Origin of the sequence: Pseudomonas sp. WPR_5_2 (genome assembly GCF_003634475.1) — a bacterium.
Taxonomy (GTDB): Bacteria; Pseudomonadota; Gammaproteobacteria; order Pseudomonadales; family Pseudomonadaceae; genus Aquipseudomonas; species Aquipseudomonas izuensis.
In genome coordinates, this window is the sequence record NZ_RBLA01000003.1 from 564,825 (window position 1) to 585,136 (window position 20,312).

General features: G+C 59.6%; 17 protein-coding genes. 12 read left to right on the plus strand and 5 right to left on the minus strand.

The window, feature by feature from the left end:
* Nucleotides 1-3: 3 nt before the first annotated feature.
* A complete protein-coding gene (locus tag BJ917_RS15275) occupies nucleotides 4-1,776 on the minus strand; it encodes an N-acetylglutaminylglutamine amidotransferase (RefSeq protein ID WP_121103755.1) in 1,773 nt (590 codons plus the stop codon).
* A 283-nt stretch (nucleotides 1,777-2,059) separates the two neighbouring features.
* On the opposite strand from BJ917_RS15275, the gene BJ917_RS32025 reads away from it, so the two are divergent.
* Both BJ917_RS32025 and BJ917_RS32030 read left to right on the plus strand, forming a co-directional pair.
* Nucleotides 2,060-2,509 carry a hypothetical protein gene (locus BJ917_RS32025; protein WP_177435589.1) on the plus strand — a complete coding sequence of 150 codons (450 nt, stop codon included), beginning with the start codon at nucleotides 2,060-2,062 and terminating at the stop codon, nucleotides 2,507-2,509.
* Nucleotides 2,406-3,044 (plus strand): dermonecrotic toxin domain-containing protein, encoded by a 639-nt coding sequence (locus BJ917_RS32030; RefSeq protein ID WP_372237722.1) that lies wholly within the window; start codon nucleotides 2,406-2,408, stop codon nucleotides 3,042-3,044. The genes BJ917_RS32025 and BJ917_RS32030 overlap by 104 nt, the downstream gene beginning before the upstream one ends.
* A gap of 5 nt (nucleotides 3,045-3,049) precedes the next feature.
* Here BJ917_RS32030 and mnmC read toward each other — a convergent pair whose 3' ends face one another.
* Nucleotides 3,050-5,032: a bifunctional tRNA (5-methylaminomethyl-2-thiouridine)(34)-methyltransferase MnmD/FAD-dependent 5-carboxymethylaminomethyl-2-thiouridine(34) oxidoreductase MnmC gene (gene mnmC, locus BJ917_RS15285; protein ID WP_121103756.1), complete on the minus strand. Its 1,983-nt coding sequence runs from the start codon at nucleotides 5,030-5,032 to the stop codon at nucleotides 3,050-3,052.
* 203 nt (nucleotides 5,033-5,235) lie between these two features.
* Between mnmC and pap the strand changes: the two genes are divergently transcribed.
* Both pap and BJ917_RS15295 read left to right on the plus strand, forming a co-directional pair.
* Nucleotides 5,236-6,750, plus strand: a complete 1,515-nt coding sequence (gene pap / locus BJ917_RS15290; protein ID WP_121103757.1) for a polyphosphate:AMP phosphotransferase — start codon at nucleotides 5,236-5,238, stop codon at nucleotides 6,748-6,750.
* Nucleotides 6,751-6,852: 102 nt separating this feature from the next.
* Nucleotides 6,853-8,037 carry a thiolase family protein gene (locus BJ917_RS15295; RefSeq protein ID WP_121103758.1) on the plus strand — a complete coding sequence of 395 codons (1,185 nt, stop codon included), beginning with the start codon at nucleotides 6,853-6,855 and terminating at the stop codon, nucleotides 8,035-8,037.
* A gap of 124 nt (nucleotides 8,038-8,161) precedes the next feature.
* Here the strand turns inward: BJ917_RS15295 and BJ917_RS15300 are convergent, their stop codons facing one another.
* Nucleotides 8,162-8,356: a DUF6316 family protein gene (locus BJ917_RS15300; RefSeq protein ID WP_121103759.1), complete on the minus strand. Its 195-nt coding sequence runs from the start codon at nucleotides 8,354-8,356 to the stop codon at nucleotides 8,162-8,164.
* Nucleotides 8,357-8,566: 210 nt separating this feature from the next.
* Here BJ917_RS15300 and BJ917_RS15305 point away from each other — a divergent pair, with 210 nt between their 5' ends.
* Nucleotides 8,567-9,529, plus strand: a complete 963-nt coding sequence (locus tag BJ917_RS15305; RefSeq protein ID WP_096512833.1) for a DMT family transporter — start codon at nucleotides 8,567-8,569, stop codon at nucleotides 9,527-9,529.
* 131 nt (nucleotides 9,530-9,660) lie between these two features.
* Here BJ917_RS15305 and BJ917_RS15310 read toward each other — a convergent pair whose 3' ends face one another.
* Nucleotides 9,661-11,055 (minus strand): class II fumarate hydratase, encoded by a 1,395-nt coding sequence (locus BJ917_RS15310; protein WP_121103760.1) that lies wholly within the window; start codon nucleotides 11,053-11,055, stop codon nucleotides 9,661-9,663.
* Nucleotides 11,056-11,247: 192 nt separating this feature from the next.
* Between BJ917_RS15310 and BJ917_RS15315 the strand changes: the two genes are divergently transcribed.
* The 7 genes from BJ917_RS15315 to BJ917_RS15345 all read left to right on the plus strand — a co-directional run bounded on the left by BJ917_RS15315 (nucleotide 11,248) and on the right by BJ917_RS15345 (nucleotide 19,237).
* On the plus strand, nucleotides 11,248-11,772 hold the full coding sequence (locus BJ917_RS15315) for a DUF2059 domain-containing protein (protein WP_096512831.1): 525 nt from the start codon (nucleotides 11,248-11,250) through the stop codon (nucleotides 11,770-11,772).
* 12 nt (nucleotides 11,773-11,784) lie between these two features.
* Complete coding sequence (locus BJ917_RS15320; protein ID WP_096512830.1) at nucleotides 11,785-12,084, plus strand: BolA family transcriptional regulator; 300 nt, start codon at nucleotides 11,785-11,787, stop codon at nucleotides 12,082-12,084.
* A gap of 130 nt (nucleotides 12,085-12,214) precedes the next feature.
* Nucleotides 12,215-13,156 (plus strand): rhodanese-related sulfurtransferase, encoded by a 942-nt coding sequence (locus tag BJ917_RS15325; RefSeq protein WP_096512829.1) that lies wholly within the window; start codon nucleotides 12,215-12,217, stop codon nucleotides 13,154-13,156.
* 3 nt (nucleotides 13,157-13,159) lie between these two features.
* On the plus strand, nucleotides 13,160-13,798 hold the full coding sequence (locus BJ917_RS15330; protein ID WP_096512828.1) for a DsbA family protein: 639 nt from the start codon (nucleotides 13,160-13,162) through the stop codon (nucleotides 13,796-13,798).
* Nucleotides 13,791-15,608: an ABC transporter ATP-binding protein gene (locus BJ917_RS15335; RefSeq protein ID WP_121103761.1), complete on the plus strand. Its 1,818-nt coding sequence runs from the start codon at nucleotides 13,791-13,793 to the stop codon at nucleotides 15,606-15,608. The genes BJ917_RS15330 and BJ917_RS15335 overlap by 8 nt, the downstream gene beginning before the upstream one ends.
* Nucleotides 15,609-15,937: 329 nt before the next feature.
* On the plus strand, nucleotides 15,938-18,397 hold the full coding sequence (locus BJ917_RS15340; protein ID WP_096512826.1) for an EAL domain-containing protein: 2,460 nt from the start codon (nucleotides 15,938-15,940) through the stop codon (nucleotides 18,395-18,397).
* A 78-nt stretch (nucleotides 18,398-18,475) separates the two neighbouring features.
* On the plus strand, nucleotides 18,476-19,237 hold the full coding sequence (locus tag BJ917_RS15345) for a TenA family transcriptional regulator (protein WP_372237723.1): 762 nt from the start codon (nucleotides 18,476-18,478) through the stop codon (nucleotides 19,235-19,237).
* 138 nt (nucleotides 19,238-19,375) lie between these two features.
* On the opposite strand, the gene BJ917_RS15350 is transcribed toward BJ917_RS15345, so the two are convergent.
* Entirely contained in the window at nucleotides 19,376-20,302 is a 927-nt protein-coding gene (locus BJ917_RS15350; RefSeq protein WP_096512824.1) for a GGDEF domain-containing protein, read from the minus strand.
* Nucleotides 20,303-20,312: the final 10 nt, after the last annotated feature.

Here is a 20,312-nt window from a genome sequence, read left to right on the forward strand (position 1 = left end):
CGCTCAGATTCCTTGTTCGCTGAGCCACAGGTTCAGCGCCGCCAGTTGCCACAGTTTGGAACCGCGCAACGGGGTCAATTGGCCTTGCGGGTCGGTCAGCAGGCGGTCGAGCATCGCCGGGTTGAACAGGCCGCGATCCTGACTCGGATCGAGCAGCAGTTCACGCACCCAGTTCAGCGTATCGCCCTGCAAATGCTTGAGACCCGGCACCGGGAAGTAGCCTTTTTTGCGGTCGATCACCTCGCTCGGAATCACCAGCCGTGCCGCTTCCTTGAGCACCTGCTTGCCACCGTCCGGCAGCTTGTACTTGCCCGGTACCCGGGCCGACAGCTCCACCAGGCGGTAGTCGAGAAACGGTGTGCGCGCTTCCAGGCCCCAGGCCATGGTCATGTTGTCGACGCGTTTGACGGGGTCGTCCACCAGCATCACCGTGCTGTCCAGGCGCAGGGCTTTGTCTACCGCGGCGTCGGCCCCCGGTTGTGCGAAATGTTCTTTGACGAAGTCACCGGCGGCGTCGTTCGCTGTCAGCCATTTCGGTTGCACGGTGGCGGCGTAGTCCTCGTAGCTGCGGTCGAAAAACGCCTCGCGATAAGCCGCGTATGGATCGTCGGCGCCGTCGACCTGCGGATACCAGTGGTAGCCGGCAAACAATTCGTCGGCACCCTGGCCGCTCTGCACCACTTTGCAGTGCCTGGCCACTTCCCGCGACAGCAGGTAGAAGGCGATGCAGTCATGGCTGACCATCGGCTCGCTCATCGCGCGGAACGCGGCGGGCAGTTGTTCGATGATCTCTTTTTCGTCGATGCGCAGTTGGTGATGCTGCGTACCGTAGTGTCGGGCGATCAGGTCCGAGTATTGAAACTCGTCGCCGCGTTCGCCGCCGGCATCCTGAAACCCAATGGAAAAGGTCGAGAGATTGTCCACGCCGACTTCGCGCAACAGGCCGACGAGCATGCTCGAGTCGACACCGCCGGACAGCAGCACGCCGACGTCTACCGCCGCCCGCTGACGAATCGCCACCGCGTCACGGGTACTGTCGAGCACCCGGTCGCGCCAGTCTTCGAGGGTCAGGTTCATCTCGTCGGCGTGTGGTCCGTAGGGCAGGCTCCACCAGGTTTTCTGCTCGGTGGTGCCATCCGCTTCAATGCGCATCCAGGTGGCCGGCGCCAGTTTTTCGATGCCCGCCAGCAAGGTGCGTGGCGCGGGGACCACGGCGTGGAAGTTCAAGTAGTGATTGAGCGCGACCGGATCGAGGATCGGGTTGATGTCGCCGCCCTTGAGCAATGCCGGCAGCGACGAGGCGAAGCGCAGGCGCTGGCCGGTGAGCGACAGATACAGCGGCTTCACGCCGAGGCGGTCGCGAGCAATGAACAGACGTTTGGCATCGCGATCCCAGATGGCGAACGCGAACATGCCATTGAGCTTGGGCAGCAGCGCTTCACCCCAGGCGTGAAAGCCCTTGAGCAGCACTTCGGTATCACCGCCGGAATAGAAGGCATACCCCAGGCTTTCCAGCTCGGTGCGAAGTTCGGGGAAGTTGTAGATTGCGCCGTTGAAGGCCAGGGAAAGTCCCAGTTGATGGTCGATCATCGGCTGCGCCGAGCGGTTCGACAGGTCCATGATTTTCAGGCGTCGATGGCCCAGGGCAATCGGCCCCTGGCTGTGAAAACCCCAGGCGTCAGGACCGCGTGGCGCCAGGTGATGGGTGATTCGCTCAATGGCTGCAAGGTCTGCAGGTTGATCGTCAAAACGTAACTCGCCAGCTAATCCGCACATAATTTCCTTACCGGTTTTTCCGTTGGGGAGGGCAATCGATACCGCGCCAAATCAGCGGGTACTCAGAAACTGACCCGCCTCGGTAGTGGGAGTTTTAGACCGATCGGTTATAAGCAGGCGTTGTCGGACAGGCACAGGCGCGCAGGGCAGTGGCGGTAATTTATGATGTGATGCATGGGAATAGTTGCTTGGATGGGCTCCGATTCGACCCGGTATTGGAATTATCAATCGGCGGCCGAGCTTCATAAACTAAACGGCCCTCAACGCAATAAGGACATTGCTCATGGAGTCCACAACACCCAAGGCTGCCCCTGCGGCGGTACCAATGACACCCGGACAACGTTTGGAAGCGTTGTTGGAACACACAGGCGATCTGGACAAGGCCGAGGTGCTGCAAGCGTCCATTCCGGAATGGCTGGCGAATGCGGATCTGAACGGGGTGCAGGCGCTGAAATCCGCGTTTGAGCAGTCTTTTCTGGCTCAAGCCAGGGCCAGGACGGCGCTCGAAAAGCTCAAGCCGCTGGACGAGTTCTGCAAGGAGCAACTGACCGCTTTCCTCAACGGGACTGTTCCCTATCGGCTACTTGAACAACGCAGGCACTCTCTCACGCAGCTTGCTCCACGCGACCATGGAAAACTTCACTTCCGGGGAAGCGAAGATCGGTGGGATGGCGGCGGGATCAGTGATACGAATCGATGCCAAGTCTCAATCAGACACTGTGATTACCCCTGAAAAATTCGCGACGCTCTGTCGCGAACTCGACCTGGGTGCCCGTTATCAGCGCCATATCGACGAGGCCCTGGCGTTGCCGGCCAAACCGGTAAAAGGCGCACCTGTCGATGATCGAGCTTCCGCCGCTGACATCCGGCGTTTGAAGGTGCTGGACATGCAAGTCGCCCTTCACATGGCCTACCTGAAAAAGCACATCACCCAGGCTGCCTGCACGATGCTGCTGAGCGCAATCGAACAGGACGCCCCTGCGCTGCAGAAGCATCTGCTGAACTATCGACTTACATCAGTGGCCGCACGTTCTGGAGCGAATTCTTCGCGACAGCACCATGGCAAACAGTTCAACGACCCGACTGCGCCTTTTCACGTGCGGATGGAGACAGCCGCTGAAAACGCCCCGACGTTTGGCGTGGACTACCTAACAGAAGTGGGCAGTATTGCAGCCGAACAAAACAGGGCTGAGAACGCCTTGTTGAAGCGTCTGACCGAGGCAGCCATGCAGGCTGACGCGTCGAAGACCTGCTTTGCGCTGGATTGAACGTCTCAGGCCTTGCCTCGAATCAAGCGGCGCAAGGCAAAGCGGTTCGGATGACAGGCCTCTGCCACGGTCCTGGGCAATGGCAGCGGTTCGTTATCCAGCCACGCAGCGATCAATTCGCCTGACAACGGCGCGGTGATCAGTCCTCTGGAGCCATGGCCGCTGTTGACGTACAAGCCGTCCAGCCATGGGCAAGGGATGTCCGGGGTTTGCCGGGCATCCTTGCTCAAGACGCTGTAGGCGTCGACGAATGCCGAGCTGTCGGCCAAGGGGCCGACAATCGGCAAGTAATCCGGGCTGGTGCAGCGAAACGCTGCGCGACCTTCAAGTGCTTCAGGCTGCAAGGTGTCCGCGCCGAGCCGGGCGACCAGATCCAGCGAGATTTCTTCGAGCATCTGCAAGTTGCCGGCATGCTCGGCCGCTGTAGGTGTCAGGTCGTCATTGTTGAAATCGAAACTGGCACCCAGCGTATGTTCACCCAATCGTGCCGGAGCAACATAACCTTCGGCGCAGACCACGGTACTCAGGCTTTGGCTTTCAAGTGTCTGGTGCAAACGAGTGATCTGCCCGCGAATGCGTTTGAGCGGCAACTCGCTGCTGTACGGGAAGCGTTTGATCTCGGCAGCACCGGCCAATACCACCACAGGAGCATCGGCCAGTAACCTGTCGCCATCCCACGCTTGCCACCGCCCGTCCAAACGGCGCAGTTCCAGCACTTCGTGATGCGTCTGCAACTGAATGTTCGATTGCGCCGCCTGCCATTGGCACAAGGCAGGCGGATTTACCCAACCGCCTTCGGGGTAAAACAGGCCACCTGATGGCAGCGCGATACCGGCGCGAGCCTCGGCCTGGGCTTGATCGAGCCTGTGCAGCAAGCCTTCGGGAAAGGCTGCCGCCAATTGCGCCTGACGTTCGGCTTCCTTTTCGTTGAACGCCAGTTGCAAGACACCGCAATCGTCCCAATCCACGCCCCGTTGCAACTGCTCGAGCAAGCGTCGGGTGTAACCGAATCCACTGACAATCAGTTGCGACAACGCCGTGCCATGGGCCGATAGCTTGAGGTAAAGCACGCCCTGAGGGTTGCCCGAGGCTTCCTGCGCCAGTGCATCGTGACGCTCCAGCAGATTCACTTGCCAACCCCGTGCAGCCAGACTGGTCGCTGTCGCACAGCCGGCCAGGCCGGCTCCGATCACCAGTGCTCGACGTTTACCGGCCAGCGGCGCCGGGCGCGCAAACCACGGTTTGGCCACGGCAGGTGCCGGGATTTCTGCAGGCCAGCCGATGAACGTGCCCCGCAGGATTTCCCATTTGTGGCCAATGCCCGGCGTACGTTTCATCTTGAAACCGGCGGCGTTGAGCAAGCGCCGTACCCAACCGGTGCTGGTGAAGGTGCTGATGGTCGATTCGGGCGCCGCCAGCCTTGCCAGTTCGGCAAACAGTTCGGCGGTCCACATGTCCGGGTTTTTCGCCGGGGCGAAGCCATCGAGAAACCAGGCGTCGATTTGCGCATCCAGTTGTGGCAACTGCTCCAGTGCATCGCCGATCAGCAGGGTGAGGGTGACGCGACCGCCATCGAGCACCAGCCGCTGAAAGCCTTGATGAATGGCTACGTACTGCGCCAGCAGCTGGTCGGCAAACACCTTGAGTTCCGGCCACAACGCCAGCGCCCGTTGCAGGTCAGGCAGGCTCAACGGGTACTTTTCGACGCTGACAAAATGCAGTCGCGCATCGGTCGCCGCATGTTGTTCGAACACTTGCCAGGCGCACAGAAAATTCAGCCCCGTCCCGAAACCGGTCTCGCCGATGACCAGGCGACCGCCTTGCGGCAAGGCGGCAAAGCGCTCGGCCAAACGGTTCTGTTCGATGAACACGTAGCGGGTTTCGTCCAGCCCCGATTGATCGGAGAAGTACACATCATCGAACACTCGCGAATACGGGCGTCCCTGGTCGTCCCAGTCGAGCTGGGCGTGGGGCATTACAGGTTTCATGGCAGGCTCGGCAACGGCAAGGTGGCCATTCTAGCCGATCGCGGGCCAGGTGCCTGATCCCGTAGGAGCAAGCTTGCTCGCGATGGACGTTAACGATGACGCGTGCTTACTGAATAAACGCACCGCTCTTGAGTTCATCGCGAGCAAGCTCGCTCCTACAGGGTCTATCCGCTAGTCTTCTCACATCTGGAAGGGAGCCATCCATGTTCGAATCCGCCGAAATCGATCACGCCATCGACAAAGAAACCTACGAGGCCGAAGAGCCGGCCCTGCGCGAAGCCTTGCTCGAAGCACAGTTCGAACTTCAGCAGCAGAAACGCTTCCCGGTGATCATCCTGATCAACGGCATCGAAGGTGCCGGCAAGGGCGAGACGGTCAAGTTGCTCAATGAATGGATGGACCCGCGTCTGATCGAGGTCCGCACCTTCGATCAGCAAACCGACGAAGAGCTGGCGCGGCCACCGGCCTGGCGCTATTGGCGAATGCTCCCGGCCAAGGGCCGCATGGGGATTTTCTTCGGCAACTGGTACAGCCAGATGTTGCAGGGGCGGGTCCATGGGGAGTTCAAGGACCCTCGGCTGGATCAGGCGATCAATGCCGCCGAACGCCTGGAAAAAATGTTGTGCGATGAAGGCGCACTGATTTTCAAGTTCTGGTTCCACCTGTCAAAGAAACAGATGAAAGCGCGCCTCAAGGCGCTGGCCGATGATCCGCTGCACAGCTGGCGTATCAGCCCGCTGGACTGGCAGCAGTCGCAAACCTATGACCGGTTTGTGAAGTTCGGCGAACGGGTACTGCGTCGCACCAGCCGGGACTATGCGCCCTGGCATGTGATCGCGGGAATGGATGCGCACTATCGCAGCCTGGTGGTGGGGAAACTTTTGCTCGAAGGCCTGCAAGCCGCATTGCAACGTCCGAAAATCCACCCGGAAAAAGTCAGCGCCGCACCGGTGCTCCCCAGCGTTGACCAAGTGAGCCTGCTCGACAGCCTCGACCTGGCCTCGTGTCTCACCAAGGACGATTATGAAGAACAGTTGATCACCGAGCAGGCGCGGTTTTCCGGGTTGATGCGCGACAAGCGCATGCGCCGCCACGCACTGATGGCGGTGTTCGAAGGCAATGACGCGGCGGGTAAGGGCGGAGCGATTCGCCGGGTGGCGGCGGCACTGGATCCGCGCCAGTACAACATCGTGCCGATTGCCGCGCCGACCGAAGAGGAACGGGCTCAACCGTACCTCTGGCGTTTCTGGCGGCATATTCCGGCGCGGGGCAAATTTACCGTGTTCGATCGCTCCTGGTATGGCCGGGTGTTGGTCGAGCGCGTCGAAGGCTTTTGCAGCCCGGCGGACTGGTTGCGCGCCTACAGTGAAATCAACGACTTCGAAGAACAGGTCACCGACGCCGGGGTGATCGTGGTCAAGTTCTGGCTGGCCATCGACAAGCAGACGCAACTGGAGCGCTTCCAGGAGCGCGAGGAAATACCCTTCAAGCGCTTCAAGATCACCGAGGACGATTGGCGCAATCGCGACAAATGGGATGACTATCGCACCGCCGTCGGCGACATGGTCGACCGCACCAGCACCGAGATCGCGCCGTGGACCCTGGTGGAAGCCAATGACAAGCGCTGGGCACGGGTCAAGGTCCTGCGCACGATCAACCGTGCGCTGGAAGAAGCCTTCGAAAAGTCCGACAAACAAGCGCGCAAGGGTAAGAAGTGAGGCGATGGTTGCGCATACGCGGGGTGAATGATTGTCGCGGTCGGTAATTGGGTGGGCTTATGCTCGGTTCACTCTAAACCGACAACAACAATGAGGTATGCCATGCGTGAAGTGGTGATCGTCGACAGCGTGCGGACCGGCCTGGCCAAATCCTTTCGCGGAAAATTCAATCAGACCCGCCCGGACGACATGGCCGCGCACTGCGTCAATGCATTGCTGGCGCGCACCGGCATCGATCCGGCCAGCGTCGAGGACTGCATCGTCGGTGCCGGCTCCAACGAAGGGGCACAGGGCTTCAACATCGGTCGCAATGTCGCCGTATTGTCGCGACTGGGTATCGGCACCGCCGGCATGACGCTCAACCGTTTCTGCTCGTCGGGCTTGCAGGCGATTGCTATCGCCGCCAATCAGATCGCCTCGGGTTGCAGCGACATCATCGTCGCCGGCGGCGTCGAGTCGATCAGCCTGACCATGAAAAGCGTCAACACCGACAACCTGATCAACCCGCTGCTCAAGGAGCAGGTGCCGGGTATCTACTTCCCGATGGGGCAGACGGCCGAAGTCGTCGCGCGCCGCTACAACGTCAGCCGCGAAGAACAGGATCTGTACGCCCTGCAAAGCCAGCAGCGCACCGCCCAGGCGCAGGCCGCGGGGTTGTTCGACGATGAAATCGTGCCGATGGCGGTGAAATACCGTGTCGAAGACAAGGCTACCGGCCAGGTGCAGATCCTCGACGGTATCGTTGATCGCGATGACTGCAACCGCCCCGACACCACGCTGGAAAGCCTGGCCGGGTTGAAGCCGGTATTCGCCGAAGACGGTTCGGTCACCGCCGGCAACTCTTCGCAGCTGTCTGACGGTGCTTCCATGACGCTGGTGATGAGCCTGGAAAAAGCCCTGGCGCTGGGCTTGAAACCCAAGGCGTTCTTCCGCGGGTTCACCGTGGCGGGTTGTGAGCCGGATGAAATGGGCATCGGTCCGGTTTTTTCCGTGCCGAAGCTGCTCAAGGCCAAAGGCTTGCAGATCAGCGATATCGACTTGTGGGAACTCAACGAAGCGTTCGCTTCGCAGTGCCTGTACGCACGCAATCGATTGGAGATCGATAACGACAAGTACAACGTCAATGGCGGCTCGATTTCCATTGGCCACCCGTTCGGCATGACCGGTTCGCGTCAGGTCGGGCACATCGTTCGTGAATTGCAGCGGCGCAATCTGCGGTACGGCATCGTGACCATGTGCGTGGGCGGTGGGATGGGGGCTACGGGGTTGTTTGAGGCAGTGCGGTAACACCTTGAGCTTTTGCAGCGACTGACAAATAGCTTTCGCGAGCAGGCTCGCTCCCACAGGGATCTGTAGTGCGACAGAGATCCACTGTGGGAGCGAGCCTGCTCGCGAATGCAGACGCCGCGATCTACCTGTTCATACTCAAAGACTGCATCCGCGCGATATAAGCCTGGACTTCCCGCTCAGCTATCTCGGCATTCACAAACGGCCCCTCCAGCGTGTTTTCCCGGGTGCTGAAGTACAACTCCCCATTCACCCGACATAACCGGTCACTGCGAAAACGCGTGGCGGGGGCGTTGTCCTGGGCGCGCTTGCCGTACATGGCGATCTCCTGCTGGAGGTTGCGGTGAGTGGATCCAATGAGCTTATGCATGAACCGCTTGCGATGCCTGGTTATCGGATCGACGGCGTGTCGCCAATTTTATGTTGCGACCTGCACAGTTTCATTCGCGGCGAGGCGCGAACTGTCCCTGTGTGCCACGCGGCAGTGCGCCTAGAATGACGGTTCTTGACACTTGGCTATGGGGTTCGCATGCACATTTCATCCGGTCGCTGGGTTTACGGTCTGTTCCTGGCCTTGCTGACCGCGCTGCTGTGGGGAATCCTGCCGATCAAACTCAAACAGGTGTTGTTGGTGATGGACCCGGTCACCGTGACCTGGTTTCGCCTGATGGTCTCCGGTGGCTGCCTGTTCATTTACCTGGCCGCGACCAGGCGCTTGCCGAGCCGCAAAGTGCTCGGGCCGCGCGGCGGCTGGCTGGTGTTGATGGCGGTGCTCGGCCTTGTGGGCAACTACGTGCTGTATTTGATGGGGCTGAACCTGCTCAGCCCCGGTACCGCGCAACTGGTGGTGCAGATGGGGCCGATCATGCTGCTGATCGCCAGCGTGTTTGTGTTCAAGGAGCGTTTCAGCCTGGGGCAGGGGATTGGCTTACTGGTTTTGCTGATCGGTTTCGCGCTGTTTTTCAATCAGCGTCTGAGTGAGCTGCTCACCTCGTTGACCGATTACACCGCCGGTGTGTTGCTGGTGCTGTTGGCGTCCACGGTCTGGACCTTTTATGCGCTTGGGCAAAAGCAATTGCTGACGGTGTGGAATTCACTGCAGGTGATGATGGTGATCTACCTGTTCTGCGGGTTGTTGCTGACGCCGTGGGTGCATCCGCTGCAAGCGCTGCAACTGAATCCGCTGCAAGGCTGGCTGCTGTTGGCGTGCTGCCTGAATACCCTGATTGCCTACGGCGCCTTTGCCGAAGCCCTGGCCCACTGGGAAGCGTCCCGGGTCAGCGCGACACTGGCGATTACACCGCTGGTGACCTTCGGCGCCGTCGCCCTGGCCGCGTGGTGGTGGCCGGATTTTGTACATGCCGAGACGATCAATGGCCTGGGGTATGGCGGGGCCATACTGGTGGTGCTGGGGTCGGCGCTGGTGGCGTTGGGGCCGTCATTGATTGCGGGGCTCAAGGCCCGGCGGATGCGGATGGCAATAGGTCGCTAGACCGCGTCATCGTTCATCGCGGGCAAGCCACGCTCCCACAGGTTTTGTGTCGTTCACTGACATTGTGACCGGCACAAAACCTGTGGGAGCGGGCTTGCCCGCGAAGACTGACTCTCAGGCGCTACAAAAACTCAGCCCTTGGCCCCGGCGTCCAGCATATTCTCCGGCCTCACCCAGGCATCAAACTGCTCATCGGTCAGATATCCTAACTGCAACGCCGCCACACGCAACGTCAGCCCTTCGCTATAAGCCTTCTTGGCAATTTCCGCTGATTTGTCATAGCCAATATGCGGGTTCAGTGCCGTCACCAACATCAAGCCGCGTTCCAGATGTTCAGCCATTTGCCCGGCGTCCGGCTCGAGGCCGGCGATGCAATGCTGCTGGAAGTTGCTGCAACCATCGCCCAGCAGGCGAATCGATTGCAGCAGGTTGTGGATGATCACCGGTTTGAACACGTTCAGTTGCAAGTGCCCCTGGCTCGCGGCGAAACCGATGGTGACGTCGTTGCCCAGGACCTGACAGGCCAGCATCGACAGCGCTTCGCACTGGGTCGGGTTGACCTTGCCCGGCATGATCGAGCTGCCCGGTTCGTTGGCCGGCAGCTTCACTTCAGCGAAACCGGCACGTGGGCCTGAACCGAGCAGGCGCAAGTCGTTGGCAATTTTCATCAGGGCCACGGCGAGGGTTTTCAGCGCACCGGAGAGGGTGGTCAGCGGCTCATGGCCCGCCAGCGCGGCAAACTTGTTCGGTGCGGTGATGAAGGGCAGGCCGGAAAGCGCCGCCAGCTCGGCAGCGATCGCCTCACCAAAGCCGTGGGGCGAGTTCAGTCCGGTACCCACCGCCGTGCCGCCCTGGGCCAGTTCGCAGACCGCCGGCAGCGCCGCGCGGATTGCCCGTTCGGCGTAGTCCAGTTGCGCGATGAACCCGGATACTTCCTGGCCGAAGGTGATCGGTGTCGCGTCCATCATGTGGGTGCGCCCGGTTTTCACCAGTTTCATGTGCCGCGCCGACAGCTCGGCAAGACCCCCGGATAGCTCGGCGATGGCCGGCAGCAAGTGTTGCTGCACGGCCTGGGCCGCGGCGATGTGCATGGCGGTGGGGAAGCAGTCGTTGGAGCTCTGGGAGCGATTGACGTGATCGTTGGGGTGTACCGGGGACTTGCCGCCACGCGGGTTGCCGGCCAGTTCGTTGGCGCGCCCGGCGATCACTTCATTGACGTTCATGTTGCTCTGGGTGCCGCTGCCGGTCTGCCAGACCACCAGCGGAAACTGGTTGTCGTGGTTGCCGTCGAGCACTTCGTCGGCAGCCTGTTCGATCAGGCGGGCGATATCGGCGGGCAGGTCGCCATTGCGGTCGTTGACCCGTGCCGCGGCTTTCTTGATCAGCGCCAGGCCATGCAGCACCGCCAGCGGCATGCGTTCGCTGCCGATGGCAAAGTTGACCAGCGAGCGTTGCGTCTGAGCGCCCCAGTAGGCTTCATCCGGGACTTCAACCTGGCCAAGGCTGTCGGTTTCGATACGGCTCATCGGTCACACTCCTGTAGGTCTGAATGCGCAGTTTAGGCCGTGATCGACGGCCGGGGTTCCATCAGTCTCGATTCTGTCCATTGAACCCCTCTAAATCAGGCCCGACAAGGCTTGGGGTTGAGCGACACACTTTTTTAGGCGCAGAATGGTCGCCCTTGGGGTTTTACCTCGCCTGCTAGAAAAGGAAACTCGATGACTCGTCTTCGTGCCATCTGTACCGCGGTTGCATTGGTTTGTGCCAGCGGCCAGGTTTTTGCCGATACCGCCAGCCACAACGCCAGTGCCGAGGCTTTCCTGACCCTGGCACATGCTGACAAACTGGGCACTCCGGTGTACATGCAAGTCCAGCAGATGTTTGCTCAGCGCTTCCAGCAAACCAAAGCGCCGGACTCGAAAAAAGCCGTACTGGAAACCTACCAGGCCAAGGCCAATGCCGCCCTGGACCAGGCCATCGGCTGGAACAAGCTGAAACCGGACATGGTCAAGCTCTACACCACCAACTTCACCGAATCCGAGCTCAAGGACCTGGTGGCGTTCTACCAGTCGCCACTGGGCAAGAAAGTCCTGGAAAAAATGCCGCAGCTGACTCAGCAATCGGCCCAGATGACTCAGGCCAAGCTGGAAAGCGCGGTGCCTGTGGTCAACAAACTGCTGGCTGACATGACTGCCGAGCTGACGCCGAAAGACGCAGCAGCTCCAGCCAAGAAAAAGCCTTAAGCGGAGTCCGGTATGACCATGCAACAACGCATCGAATCGACGCTGGGCCTGCTTCAGCCCCAGCATCTGGAAGTGCTGGATGAAAGCCACATGCACAGCCGCGGGTTGCAGACCCATTTCAAGGCCGTGGTGGTCAGCCAGCAGTTCGAAGGGCTCAATCGCGTCAAGCGTCACCAGAAAGTCTACGGCACGCTTGGCGAGCTGATGGGCGAATTCCATGCGTTGGCGCTGCATACCTATACGCCTGAAGAGTGGGCGCAGGTCGACGCGGCTCCGGCCTCGCCGACCTGTGCCGGCGGCAGCAAGCACTGACACGCCGCACCGCTTGCTCCTACAGAGAAGCGTTTAATTTTGTTAGACTATGAAACGCGCCGCTAACCCGGCGCGTTTTTTTTCGCATCCGGTTCACCCCTTACGAGGGTAGCCACCTGGAGATTTACCCATGACACAACAGATTGTCGTGGCGGCACTGTATAAGTTCGTCACCCTGGAAGATTACGTCGCCCTGCGCGAGCCACTGCTGCAAGCGATGGTCGACAATGGCATCAAAGGCACGCTGCTGATTGCCGAAGAAGGCATCAACGGCACCGTGTCCGGCAGCCGTGAAGGTATCGACGGGCTATTGGCCTGGCTCAAGAACGACCCGCGCATGGACGACATCGACCACAAAGAGTCGTACTGCGATGAGCAGCCGTTCTACCGCACCAAGGTCAAGCTCAAGAAAGAAATCGTGACCCTCGGCGTTGACGGCGTGGACCCGAACAAAAAGGTCGGTACCTACGTTGATCCGCAGGACTGGAACGCGCTGATCAGCGATCCGGAAGTGCTGCTGATCGATACCCGCAACGATTATGAAGTGTCGATTGGCACCTTCGAAGGCGCGATCGATCCGAAAACCACCAGTTTTCGCGAATTTCCCGACTACATTAAAGCCAACTTCGACCCGGCCGTGCACAAGAAGGTTGCGATGTTCTGCACCGGCGGCATTCGTTGCGAAAAGGCGTCGAGCTACATGCTCAGCGAAGGCTTCGATGAGGTCTACCACCTCAAGGGCGGTATCCTGAAGTATCTCGAAGAAGTACCTCAGGAAGAAACCAAGTGGCAGGGCGACTGCTTCGTGTTCGATAACCGCGTGACGGTTCGCCACGACCTGAGCGAAGGCGACTACGATCAATGTCATGCCTGCCGCACACCGGTCAGCGTCGAAGATCGCGCATCCGAACATTATGTAGCCGGTATCAGTTGCCCGCATTGCTGGAACTCGCTGAGCGAGAAAACCCGCCGCAGCGCCATCGATCGGCAAAAACAGATCGAATTGGCCAAGGCTCGCAACATGCCTCACCCGATCGGCTACAACTACAAACAAGCATCCTCCGAGGCCTGAACCATGAACGCTGCGCGCCTGCTCTATGTGATGGACCCGATGTGTTCCTGGTGCTGGGGCTTTGCGCCGGTGGCCAATGCATTGGTCGAGCAGGCGGCTGCCGCGGGTGTGGACGTGCATCTGGTGGTGGGCGGTTTGCGCACCGGCAGCGGCTCGGCGCTGGAACCAACGACCCGGCGCTATATCCTTGAACACTGGCAGGCGGTCACCGAAGCCACCGGCCAGCCGTTCAAACTGGAGGGGGCCTTGCCCGAGGGATTCGTGTACGACACGGAACCTGCGTGCCGGGCACTGGTGACGGCACGCAACCTGGCGCCGGACTGTGCGTGGAAACTGCTCGGGCTTATTCAACATGCGTTTTACGCGCAAGGCCGGGATGTGACCCACGCCAGTGTTCTGGTTGAGCTGGCAGAACAGGCGGGTTTGCCGCGCATCGAATTCGCCGCCGCGTTTGATCGTGCCGATATGCATGCCGCAACGGCCGCCGACTTCACCTGGGTCCAGGATCTGGGCATTGCCGGCTTCCCTACCTTGCTGGCTGAGCGAAATGGTCAATTGGCATTGCTGACCAACGGCTATCAGCCGCTCAGTGTGCTGTCTCCACTGCTCGGCCGCTGGCTGGAGCGCGCCGCCTGTGCATGACCTGCCCGACGACGTTCCAACCGCAAAACGTGTCGACCGCTTGAGCTGGGCGGAAATCCGCCGTCTGGCCCTTCATCACAAGAAATCCCTGTGGATCGCCAACGGCGTGGCCGTGCTGGCGACCCTGTGCAGCGTACCCATCCCGTTGCTTCTGCCGCTGCTGGTGGACGAAGTGCTGTTGGGGCATGGTGACGCGGCGCTGAAAATCATGAACCTCGCACTCCCCGAGGTCTGGCAAAAAGCCGCAGGCTACATCGGCCTGATGCTGCTGGTGACCCTGGCCCTGCGTTGCGCGGCATTGCTGTTCAACGTGGTGCAGGCGCGGTTGTTCGCCGCACTGGCCAAGGACATCGTGTACCGCATTCGCATCCGCCTGATCGAACGGCTCAAACGCATCTCGCTCGGTGAATACGAAAGCCTCGGCAGCGGCACGGTGACCACCCACCTGGTGACCGATCTCGACACCCTGGACAAATTCGTCGGCGAAACCCTCAGTCGCTTCCTCGTGGCGATGCTGACGCTGGTCGGCACCGCAGGGATCCTGATGTGGATGCACTGGAAGCTGGCACTGCTGATTCTGTTGTTCAATCCGCTGGTGATCTACGCCACCGTGCAGTTGGGCAAAAAGGTCAAGCACCTGAAGAAACTCGAGAACGACAGCACCTCGCGTTTCACCCAGGCACTGACCGAAACCCTGGATGCCATCCAGGAAGTCCGCGCCGGTAACCGCCAGGGCTTTTTCCTCGGCAGACTGGGACTGCGCGCCAGGGAAGTTCGCGATTACGCGGTCAGTTCGCAGTGGAAAACCGACGCTTCGAACCGTGCCAGCGGCTTGCTGTTCCAGTTCGGCATCGATATTTTTCGCGCCGCCGCCATGCTCACCGTGCTGTTTTCCGACCTGTCCATCGGCCAGATGCTCGCAGTGTTCAGCTACCTGTGGTTCATGATAGGTCCGGTGGAGCAATTGCTGAACCTGCAATATGCCTACTACGCAGCCGGCGGTGCGCTGTCGCGGATCAACGAGCTGCTATCCCGCGCCGATGAGCCGGAGTACCCCAGCGGCGTCGACCCATTCCACGGCCGCGAGACCGTGGGCATCGAGGTTCAGGGGTTGAGCTTCGGTTATGGCGACGAGTTGGTGTTGAATCAGATGAACCTGTTCATCGCCCCGGGTGAAAAAGTGGCGATCGTCGGTGCCAGCGGTGGCGGCAAAAGTACGCTGGTGCAGTTACTGCTGGGTCTGTACACGCCGCTGGCGGGAACCATCCGCTTCGGCGGTTCTACCCAGCAGGAAATCGGCCTGGAAACCGTGCGCGAAAATGTCGCCGTGGTCCTGCAGCACCCGGCACTGTTTAACGACACCGTACGCGCCAACCTGACCATGGGACGTTTACGCAGTGACGAGGCCTGCTGGCAGGCCCTGGAAATTGCGCAACTGCATGCCACGATTCGTGAACTGCCCAACGGTCTGGACAGTATCGTCGGGCGTTCCGGTGTGCGTTTGTCCGGTGGCCAGCGGCAACGCCTGGCCATCGCGCGGATGGTTTTGGCTGAACCGAAAGTGGTGATCCTCGATGAGGCCACTTCAGCGCTGGATGCCGCCACCGAATACAACCTGCACCAGGCGTTGTCGCGTTTCCTGAGCAACCGCACCACGTTGATCATTGCGCACCGGTTGTCAGCGGTTAAACAGGCCGATCGGGTACTGGTGTTCGATGGCGGGCAAATTGCCGAAGATGGCGACCATCAGCAACTGATTGCTGATGGAGGGCTGTACGCCAAGCTGTATGGGCATTTGCAGCAGCACTGACAGATCTCGCGCTGTCTGCTTTTTTGCAATTGTCGTATCGTGCCATCGATTTTCAGGGCTGTTGTTTGCATGGTAGGCCTTCTCTTGTATTGTTTTGGGCGGTTCCCTGCGGCTCTGCAAGGGGGATCGCTACCGATTACAACGACCAGCAAGAGAATCCGTGCGGTACAGGTATATTGAGTGGGGGCTCAAGGATGGATTTTTATTCATCCCTCGGTCGCTCGCTGGTGACGACAGGTTCTTACTTGCCGGGACTTGGAACGCAACCTAGTCTCGTTGTAGCGATTTCGTCCGGAAGACGATCAGGCAGTGCTAATGCAAGGGAACTCATGAATCAAACGCGGACTCTCGGAACGCCCCGGTTGTTGGGCATCGTCTGGCCATTTATCGCCGTTGTGGTGTTTCAGGCCTTGTTGGGCGGTGTCAGCCTTTATGTTCTTTCGGCTGTTCGTGGCTACGTTGCCGGCGAAAGCCTATGGTCCAAGGGCCAGAAAGACGCCATCTATTATCTCAATCTGTATGCCGACAACGGCGATGAAGCTATTTTTCATAAATACCAGAACGCCATTGCCGTGCCCCAGGGCGGTCACGAATTGCGTGTGGCACTGGATCACCAGCCACCGAATATCGAAGCGGCACGCGCGGCGATCCTCAAGGGCGGCAACCATCCCGATGACGTCTCCAGCCTGATCTGGCTGTACCTCAATTTCCGTCACTTCAGCTACCTCGAAAAGGCCATCGATCTCTGGACCGTGGGTGACGCGTATCTGGTCAAGCTCGATGACGTTGCGCAGGACATGCATCGGCTTATCACTGCCAGCCCGGCCTCCGATTCGGACATCCAGCGCTGGAAGGCGCAGATTTTCGCAATCAACGATGAGGTGACGCCGGCGGCGAAAGCCTTCAGCGATGCGTTGGGGGAAGGGTCGCGGGTCATTCTTCGTTTGCTGCTGGTGATTAACCTTGCCACGGCCCTGGGCTTGATTGCGTTGGCCCTGATGCGCACCCGTAAACTGCTCAAGCAGCGGCATGCCTTTGCCGACGCCCTTCAGCTGGAAAAAGACCGGGCGCAGATCACTCTGCAATCGATCGGTGACGGGGTGATCACCACCAATGTGGAGGGTGCCATCGCCTACATGAACCCGGCCGCCGAGGCATTGACCCACTGGAAAGCGGAGCAGGCGACCGGTTTGCCGTTGGCGGCGTTGTTCAATCTGTTGGACGACAACGCGCAGACCGATGGCTTCACCCTGATCGAACGCATTTTGAGCGGCCAGCTCAGCGGCGGCAGCGAGCATTCCAAGCTGATTCAGCGCCTGGACGGCAGCACAGTGTCGGTGACGCTGGTTGGCGCGCCGATCCGCAACGCAGGCAAGGTCAGCGGCACGGTGCTGGTGTTGCACGACATGACCCAGGAGCGGCAATACATTGCCAATCTGTCCTGGCAAGCAACCCATGACGCCTTGACCGGCCTGGCCAACCGCCGCGAATTCGAGTATCGCCTGGAGCAGGCGCTGCACAACCTGACGCGGCAGCCGGGGCGGCATGCCTTGATGTTCCTCGATCTGGACCAGTTCAAACTGGTCAACGATACCTGCGGCCATGCGGCAGGTGACGAACTGCTGCGGCATATCTGCGCGTTGTTGCAATCAGGTCTGCGTGAGGGCGACACACTGGCGCGGCTTGGCGGCGACGAGTTCGGCATTTTGCTGGAGAACTGTGGGCCAGAGGCGGCGGAGAAAATTGCCGAGGGGCTGCGTCAGACCGTGCAGAACCTGCACTTTGTGTGGAAGGGGCGGCCTTTCGTGACCACGGTGAGCATCGGTCTGGTCCATGTCGCGCACAATCCGACGACCCTTGAAGCTTCGTTGCGTGCTGCCGACATGGCCTGCTACATGGCCAAGGAAAAAGGTCGCAATCGGGTTCAGGTCTATCACCCCGACGATTCGGAACTGTCCCTGCGCTTCGGCGAAATGGCCTGGGTGCAGCGCCTGCACATGGCGCTGGAAGAGGATCGCTTCTGCCTGTACGCCCAGGAAATTGCGCCGTTGGGCAGCACCGAAAGAGACGGCGGGCATATCGAAATCCTGTTGCGTCTGCATGATGAAACCGGCCGCATGATTCTTCCCGACAGTTTCATCCCGGCCGCCGAACGCTATGGTTTGATGACGTCCCTTGACCGCTGGGTGGTGGAGAATGTTTTCAAGATCATCGCCCAATGTCGCATCGAGAAACGGCAGGGGCCGCTGGCCATGTGTGCGATCAATCTGTCAGGCACGACCATTGGAGATGAGGCATTTCTGGACTTCCTGCGGGAGCAGTTCGTAGCTTATTCCATTCCGCCTGAAATGATTTGTTTTGAAATCACCGAAACCAGTGCAATTTCCAATCTTGGCAGCGCAATTCGTTTTATCAATGAACTCAAAGGCTTGGGATGCCATTTTTCGCTGGACGATTTTTGCGCCGGTATGTCTTCATTCGCTTACCTGAAACATTTGCCTGTAGACTTCCTGAAGATCGACGGGAGTTTCGTAAAGGATATGCTGGACGACCCGATTAACCGCGCCATGGTCGAGGTGATCAATCACATCGGCCATGTCATGGGTAAACGTACGATTGCCGAGTTTGTAGAGACGCCCCAGATCGAGCAGGCATTACTGGAGATCGGGGTGGATTACGCTCAAGGGTATGTCATTGAACGCCCGCAACTGTTTACCTGCGACAGTTTGCAAAGTCGTCCTGCCAGGCCTCAGCCTCTTTTGTTCAAGGCGCCTGGCACGTTCCGTTGAAGTCTCTTGCCGGTCAAAACAATCACAATCAAAAGGAGCTCGACAGTGATCGACACATTCAACAGAACCGGACCCCTCATGGAAGCTGCAAGTTATCCTGCCTGGGCCCAGCGCCTGATCCAGGATTGCAGCGAGAGCAAGCGCCGGGTTGTCGAACACGAACTGTATCAGCGCATGCGTGACAACAAGCTCAGCGCAAAGACCATGCGTCAGTACCTGATCGGTGGCTGGCCGGTGGTCGAACAGTTCGCGTTATATATGGCACAAAACCTGACCAAGACCCGTTTTGCCCGTCATCCGGGCGAAGACATGGCGCGTCGCTGGTTGATGCGCAACATTCGCGTCGAATTGAACCATGCCGACTACTGGGTGAATTGGAGCCGCGCTCACGGTGTCAGCCTGGAAGACCTGCAGGCGCAACAGGTGGCTCCGGAACTTCACGCCTTGAGCCACTGGTGCTGGCACACCAGCTCTGCGGATTCTCTGATCGTCGCCATTGCTGCCACCAACTATGCCATTGAGGGCGCGACCGGAGAGTGGTCGGCAGTCGTCTGTTCCAATGGTGTGTACGCGGCATCGTTCCCCGAGGAAGATCGCAAGCGCGCCATGAAGTGGCTGAAGATGCATGCGCAGTACGATGATGCCCATCCATGGGAAGCGCTGGAAATCATCTGCACGCTGGCGGGCATGAACCCGAGCAGGGCACTGCAAGTGGAATTGCGCCAGGCCGTGTGCAAGAGCTACGACTACATGTACCTGTTCCTGGAACGCTGCATGCAACTGGAGCACGCGGAAAAAATGCCGGTGGCCCGTGAGCGGCTGGCGCTTGCTGAAAGCTGATTCAATTACCAGGCAATAAAAACTGTGGGAGCGAGCCTGCTCGCGATGGCTGCCTGACATTCACCAAAGATGTTGAATGTTAGAAAGCTTTCGCGAGCAGGCTCGCTCCCACGTTGGTTTTGCAGTGCTGTTAAAAGCTCACCCTGCCATCGTCAACCGATTACGCCCCTCGCGTTTGGCGACGTACAGCGCGTTATCGGCCCTTCGCAACAGGCTCTCGGCGGATTCGCCGGGCAGCAAGGTCGAGCAGCCCAGGCTCACGGTCAGCAGGATCGAGCGTTCCTCGGCCACATACTCTTCGGCCTGTATCGCAAATCGCAGCCGCTCGCCGACCAGGGCCGCTGCTTCGCGGCTGGTGTTGGACAGCACGATCAGGAACTCTTCGCCACCAAAGCGAAACACCATGTCCACATTGCGCAATTGGTGCTTGATCGAGGCGGCGACCGCTTTGAGCACGTCATCGCCGACACTGTGCCCGTGGGTGTCGTTGATCTGTTTGAAGTGATCGATGTCCAGCATCAGCAGCGACAACGGTTGCAGATGACGTCGCGAGACTTCGATCTCCCGCAGCAGTGTCTGGTCCATGGCGATGCGGTTGCCAGTATCCGTGAGCGGATCGCGCAATGCGCTTTGGGTCGCGGCGCGGTAGAGCAAGGTGTTGCGCATCGGGTAGAGCAGCGCGGCCAGCAGCGATTCGAGGTTGCCCTGTTCCTGCTCGCTGAAACGCTGATTGCGGCGAAACACCAACTCTCCCAGATGCTCGCCTTCATGGCTGAGGCTGTAGCTGATCGAGTGGTGGCCGCGTTGGCCGAATTCCAGGCGCAGGTCACTGCTCTTGTGCTCATAGCTCAAGGCATCAAGCGGTATGAGGCGCTGAACCTCGCGGAAAAAAAGCCCGAGAATGCGTTGTGGCTCAAGACTGGTTTGCAGCTGCATGCTCAATTGCTGGCGCAGTTGCGCAAGACTGACTGGTCTTTCCAGAGTCGGTTGCTGCTGACCAAAGCCCAGGCGTTGCAATTTGGCGCTATCGAAGTCAATTGCGTTGGTCTGGGAAGGTGATTTCATATGGCGTGCG

Excerpts from the sequence above, each read along its gene's own strand:
- BJ917_RS15275 (WP_121103755.1), bottom strand. The coding sequence starts at position 1,776 with ATGTGCGGATTAGCTGGCGAGTTACGTTTTGACGATCAACCTGCAGAC.
- BJ917_RS32025 (WP_177435589.1), top strand. The coding sequence starts at position 2,060 with ATGGAGTCCACAACACCCAAGGCTGCCCCTGCGGCGGTACCAATGACA.
- BJ917_RS32030 (WP_372237722.1), top strand. The coding sequence starts at position 2,406 with ATGGAAAACTTCACTTCCGGGGAAGCGAAGATCGGTGGGATGGCGGCG.
- mnmC (WP_121103756.1), bottom strand. The coding sequence starts at position 5,032 with ATGAAACCTGTAATGCCCCACGCCCAGCTCGACTGGGACGACCAGGGA.
- pap (WP_121103757.1), top strand. The coding sequence starts at position 5,236 with ATGTTCGAATCCGCCGAAATCGATCACGCCATCGACAAAGAAACCTAC.
- BJ917_RS15295 (WP_121103758.1), top strand. The coding sequence starts at position 6,853 with ATGCGTGAAGTGGTGATCGTCGACAGCGTGCGGACCGGCCTGGCCAAA.
- BJ917_RS15300 (WP_121103759.1), bottom strand. The coding sequence starts at position 8,356 with ATGTACGGCAAGCGCGCCCAGGACAACGCCCCCGCCACGCGTTTTCGC.
- BJ917_RS15305 (WP_096512833.1), top strand. The coding sequence starts at position 8,567 with ATGCACATTTCATCCGGTCGCTGGGTTTACGGTCTGTTCCTGGCCTTG.
- BJ917_RS15310 (WP_121103760.1), bottom strand. The coding sequence starts at position 11,055 with ATGAGCCGTATCGAAACCGACAGCCTTGGCCAGGTTGAAGTCCCGGAT.
- BJ917_RS15315 (WP_096512831.1), top strand. The coding sequence starts at position 11,248 with ATGACTCGTCTTCGTGCCATCTGTACCGCGGTTGCATTGGTTTGTGCC.
- BJ917_RS15320 (WP_096512830.1), top strand. The coding sequence starts at position 11,785 with ATGACCATGCAACAACGCATCGAATCGACGCTGGGCCTGCTTCAGCCC.
- BJ917_RS15325 (WP_096512829.1), top strand. The coding sequence starts at position 12,215 with ATGACACAACAGATTGTCGTGGCGGCACTGTATAAGTTCGTCACCCTG.
- BJ917_RS15330 (WP_096512828.1), top strand. The coding sequence starts at position 13,160 with ATGAACGCTGCGCGCCTGCTCTATGTGATGGACCCGATGTGTTCCTGG.
- BJ917_RS15340 (WP_096512826.1), top strand. The coding sequence starts at position 15,938 with ATGAATCAAACGCGGACTCTCGGAACGCCCCGGTTGTTGGGCATCGTC.
- BJ917_RS15345 (WP_372237723.1), top strand. The coding sequence starts at position 18,476 with ATGGAAGCTGCAAGTTATCCTGCCTGGGCCCAGCGCCTGATCCAGGAT.
- BJ917_RS15350 (WP_096512824.1), bottom strand. The coding sequence starts at position 20,302 with ATGAAATCACCTTCCCAGACCAACGCAATTGACTTCGATAGCGCCAAA.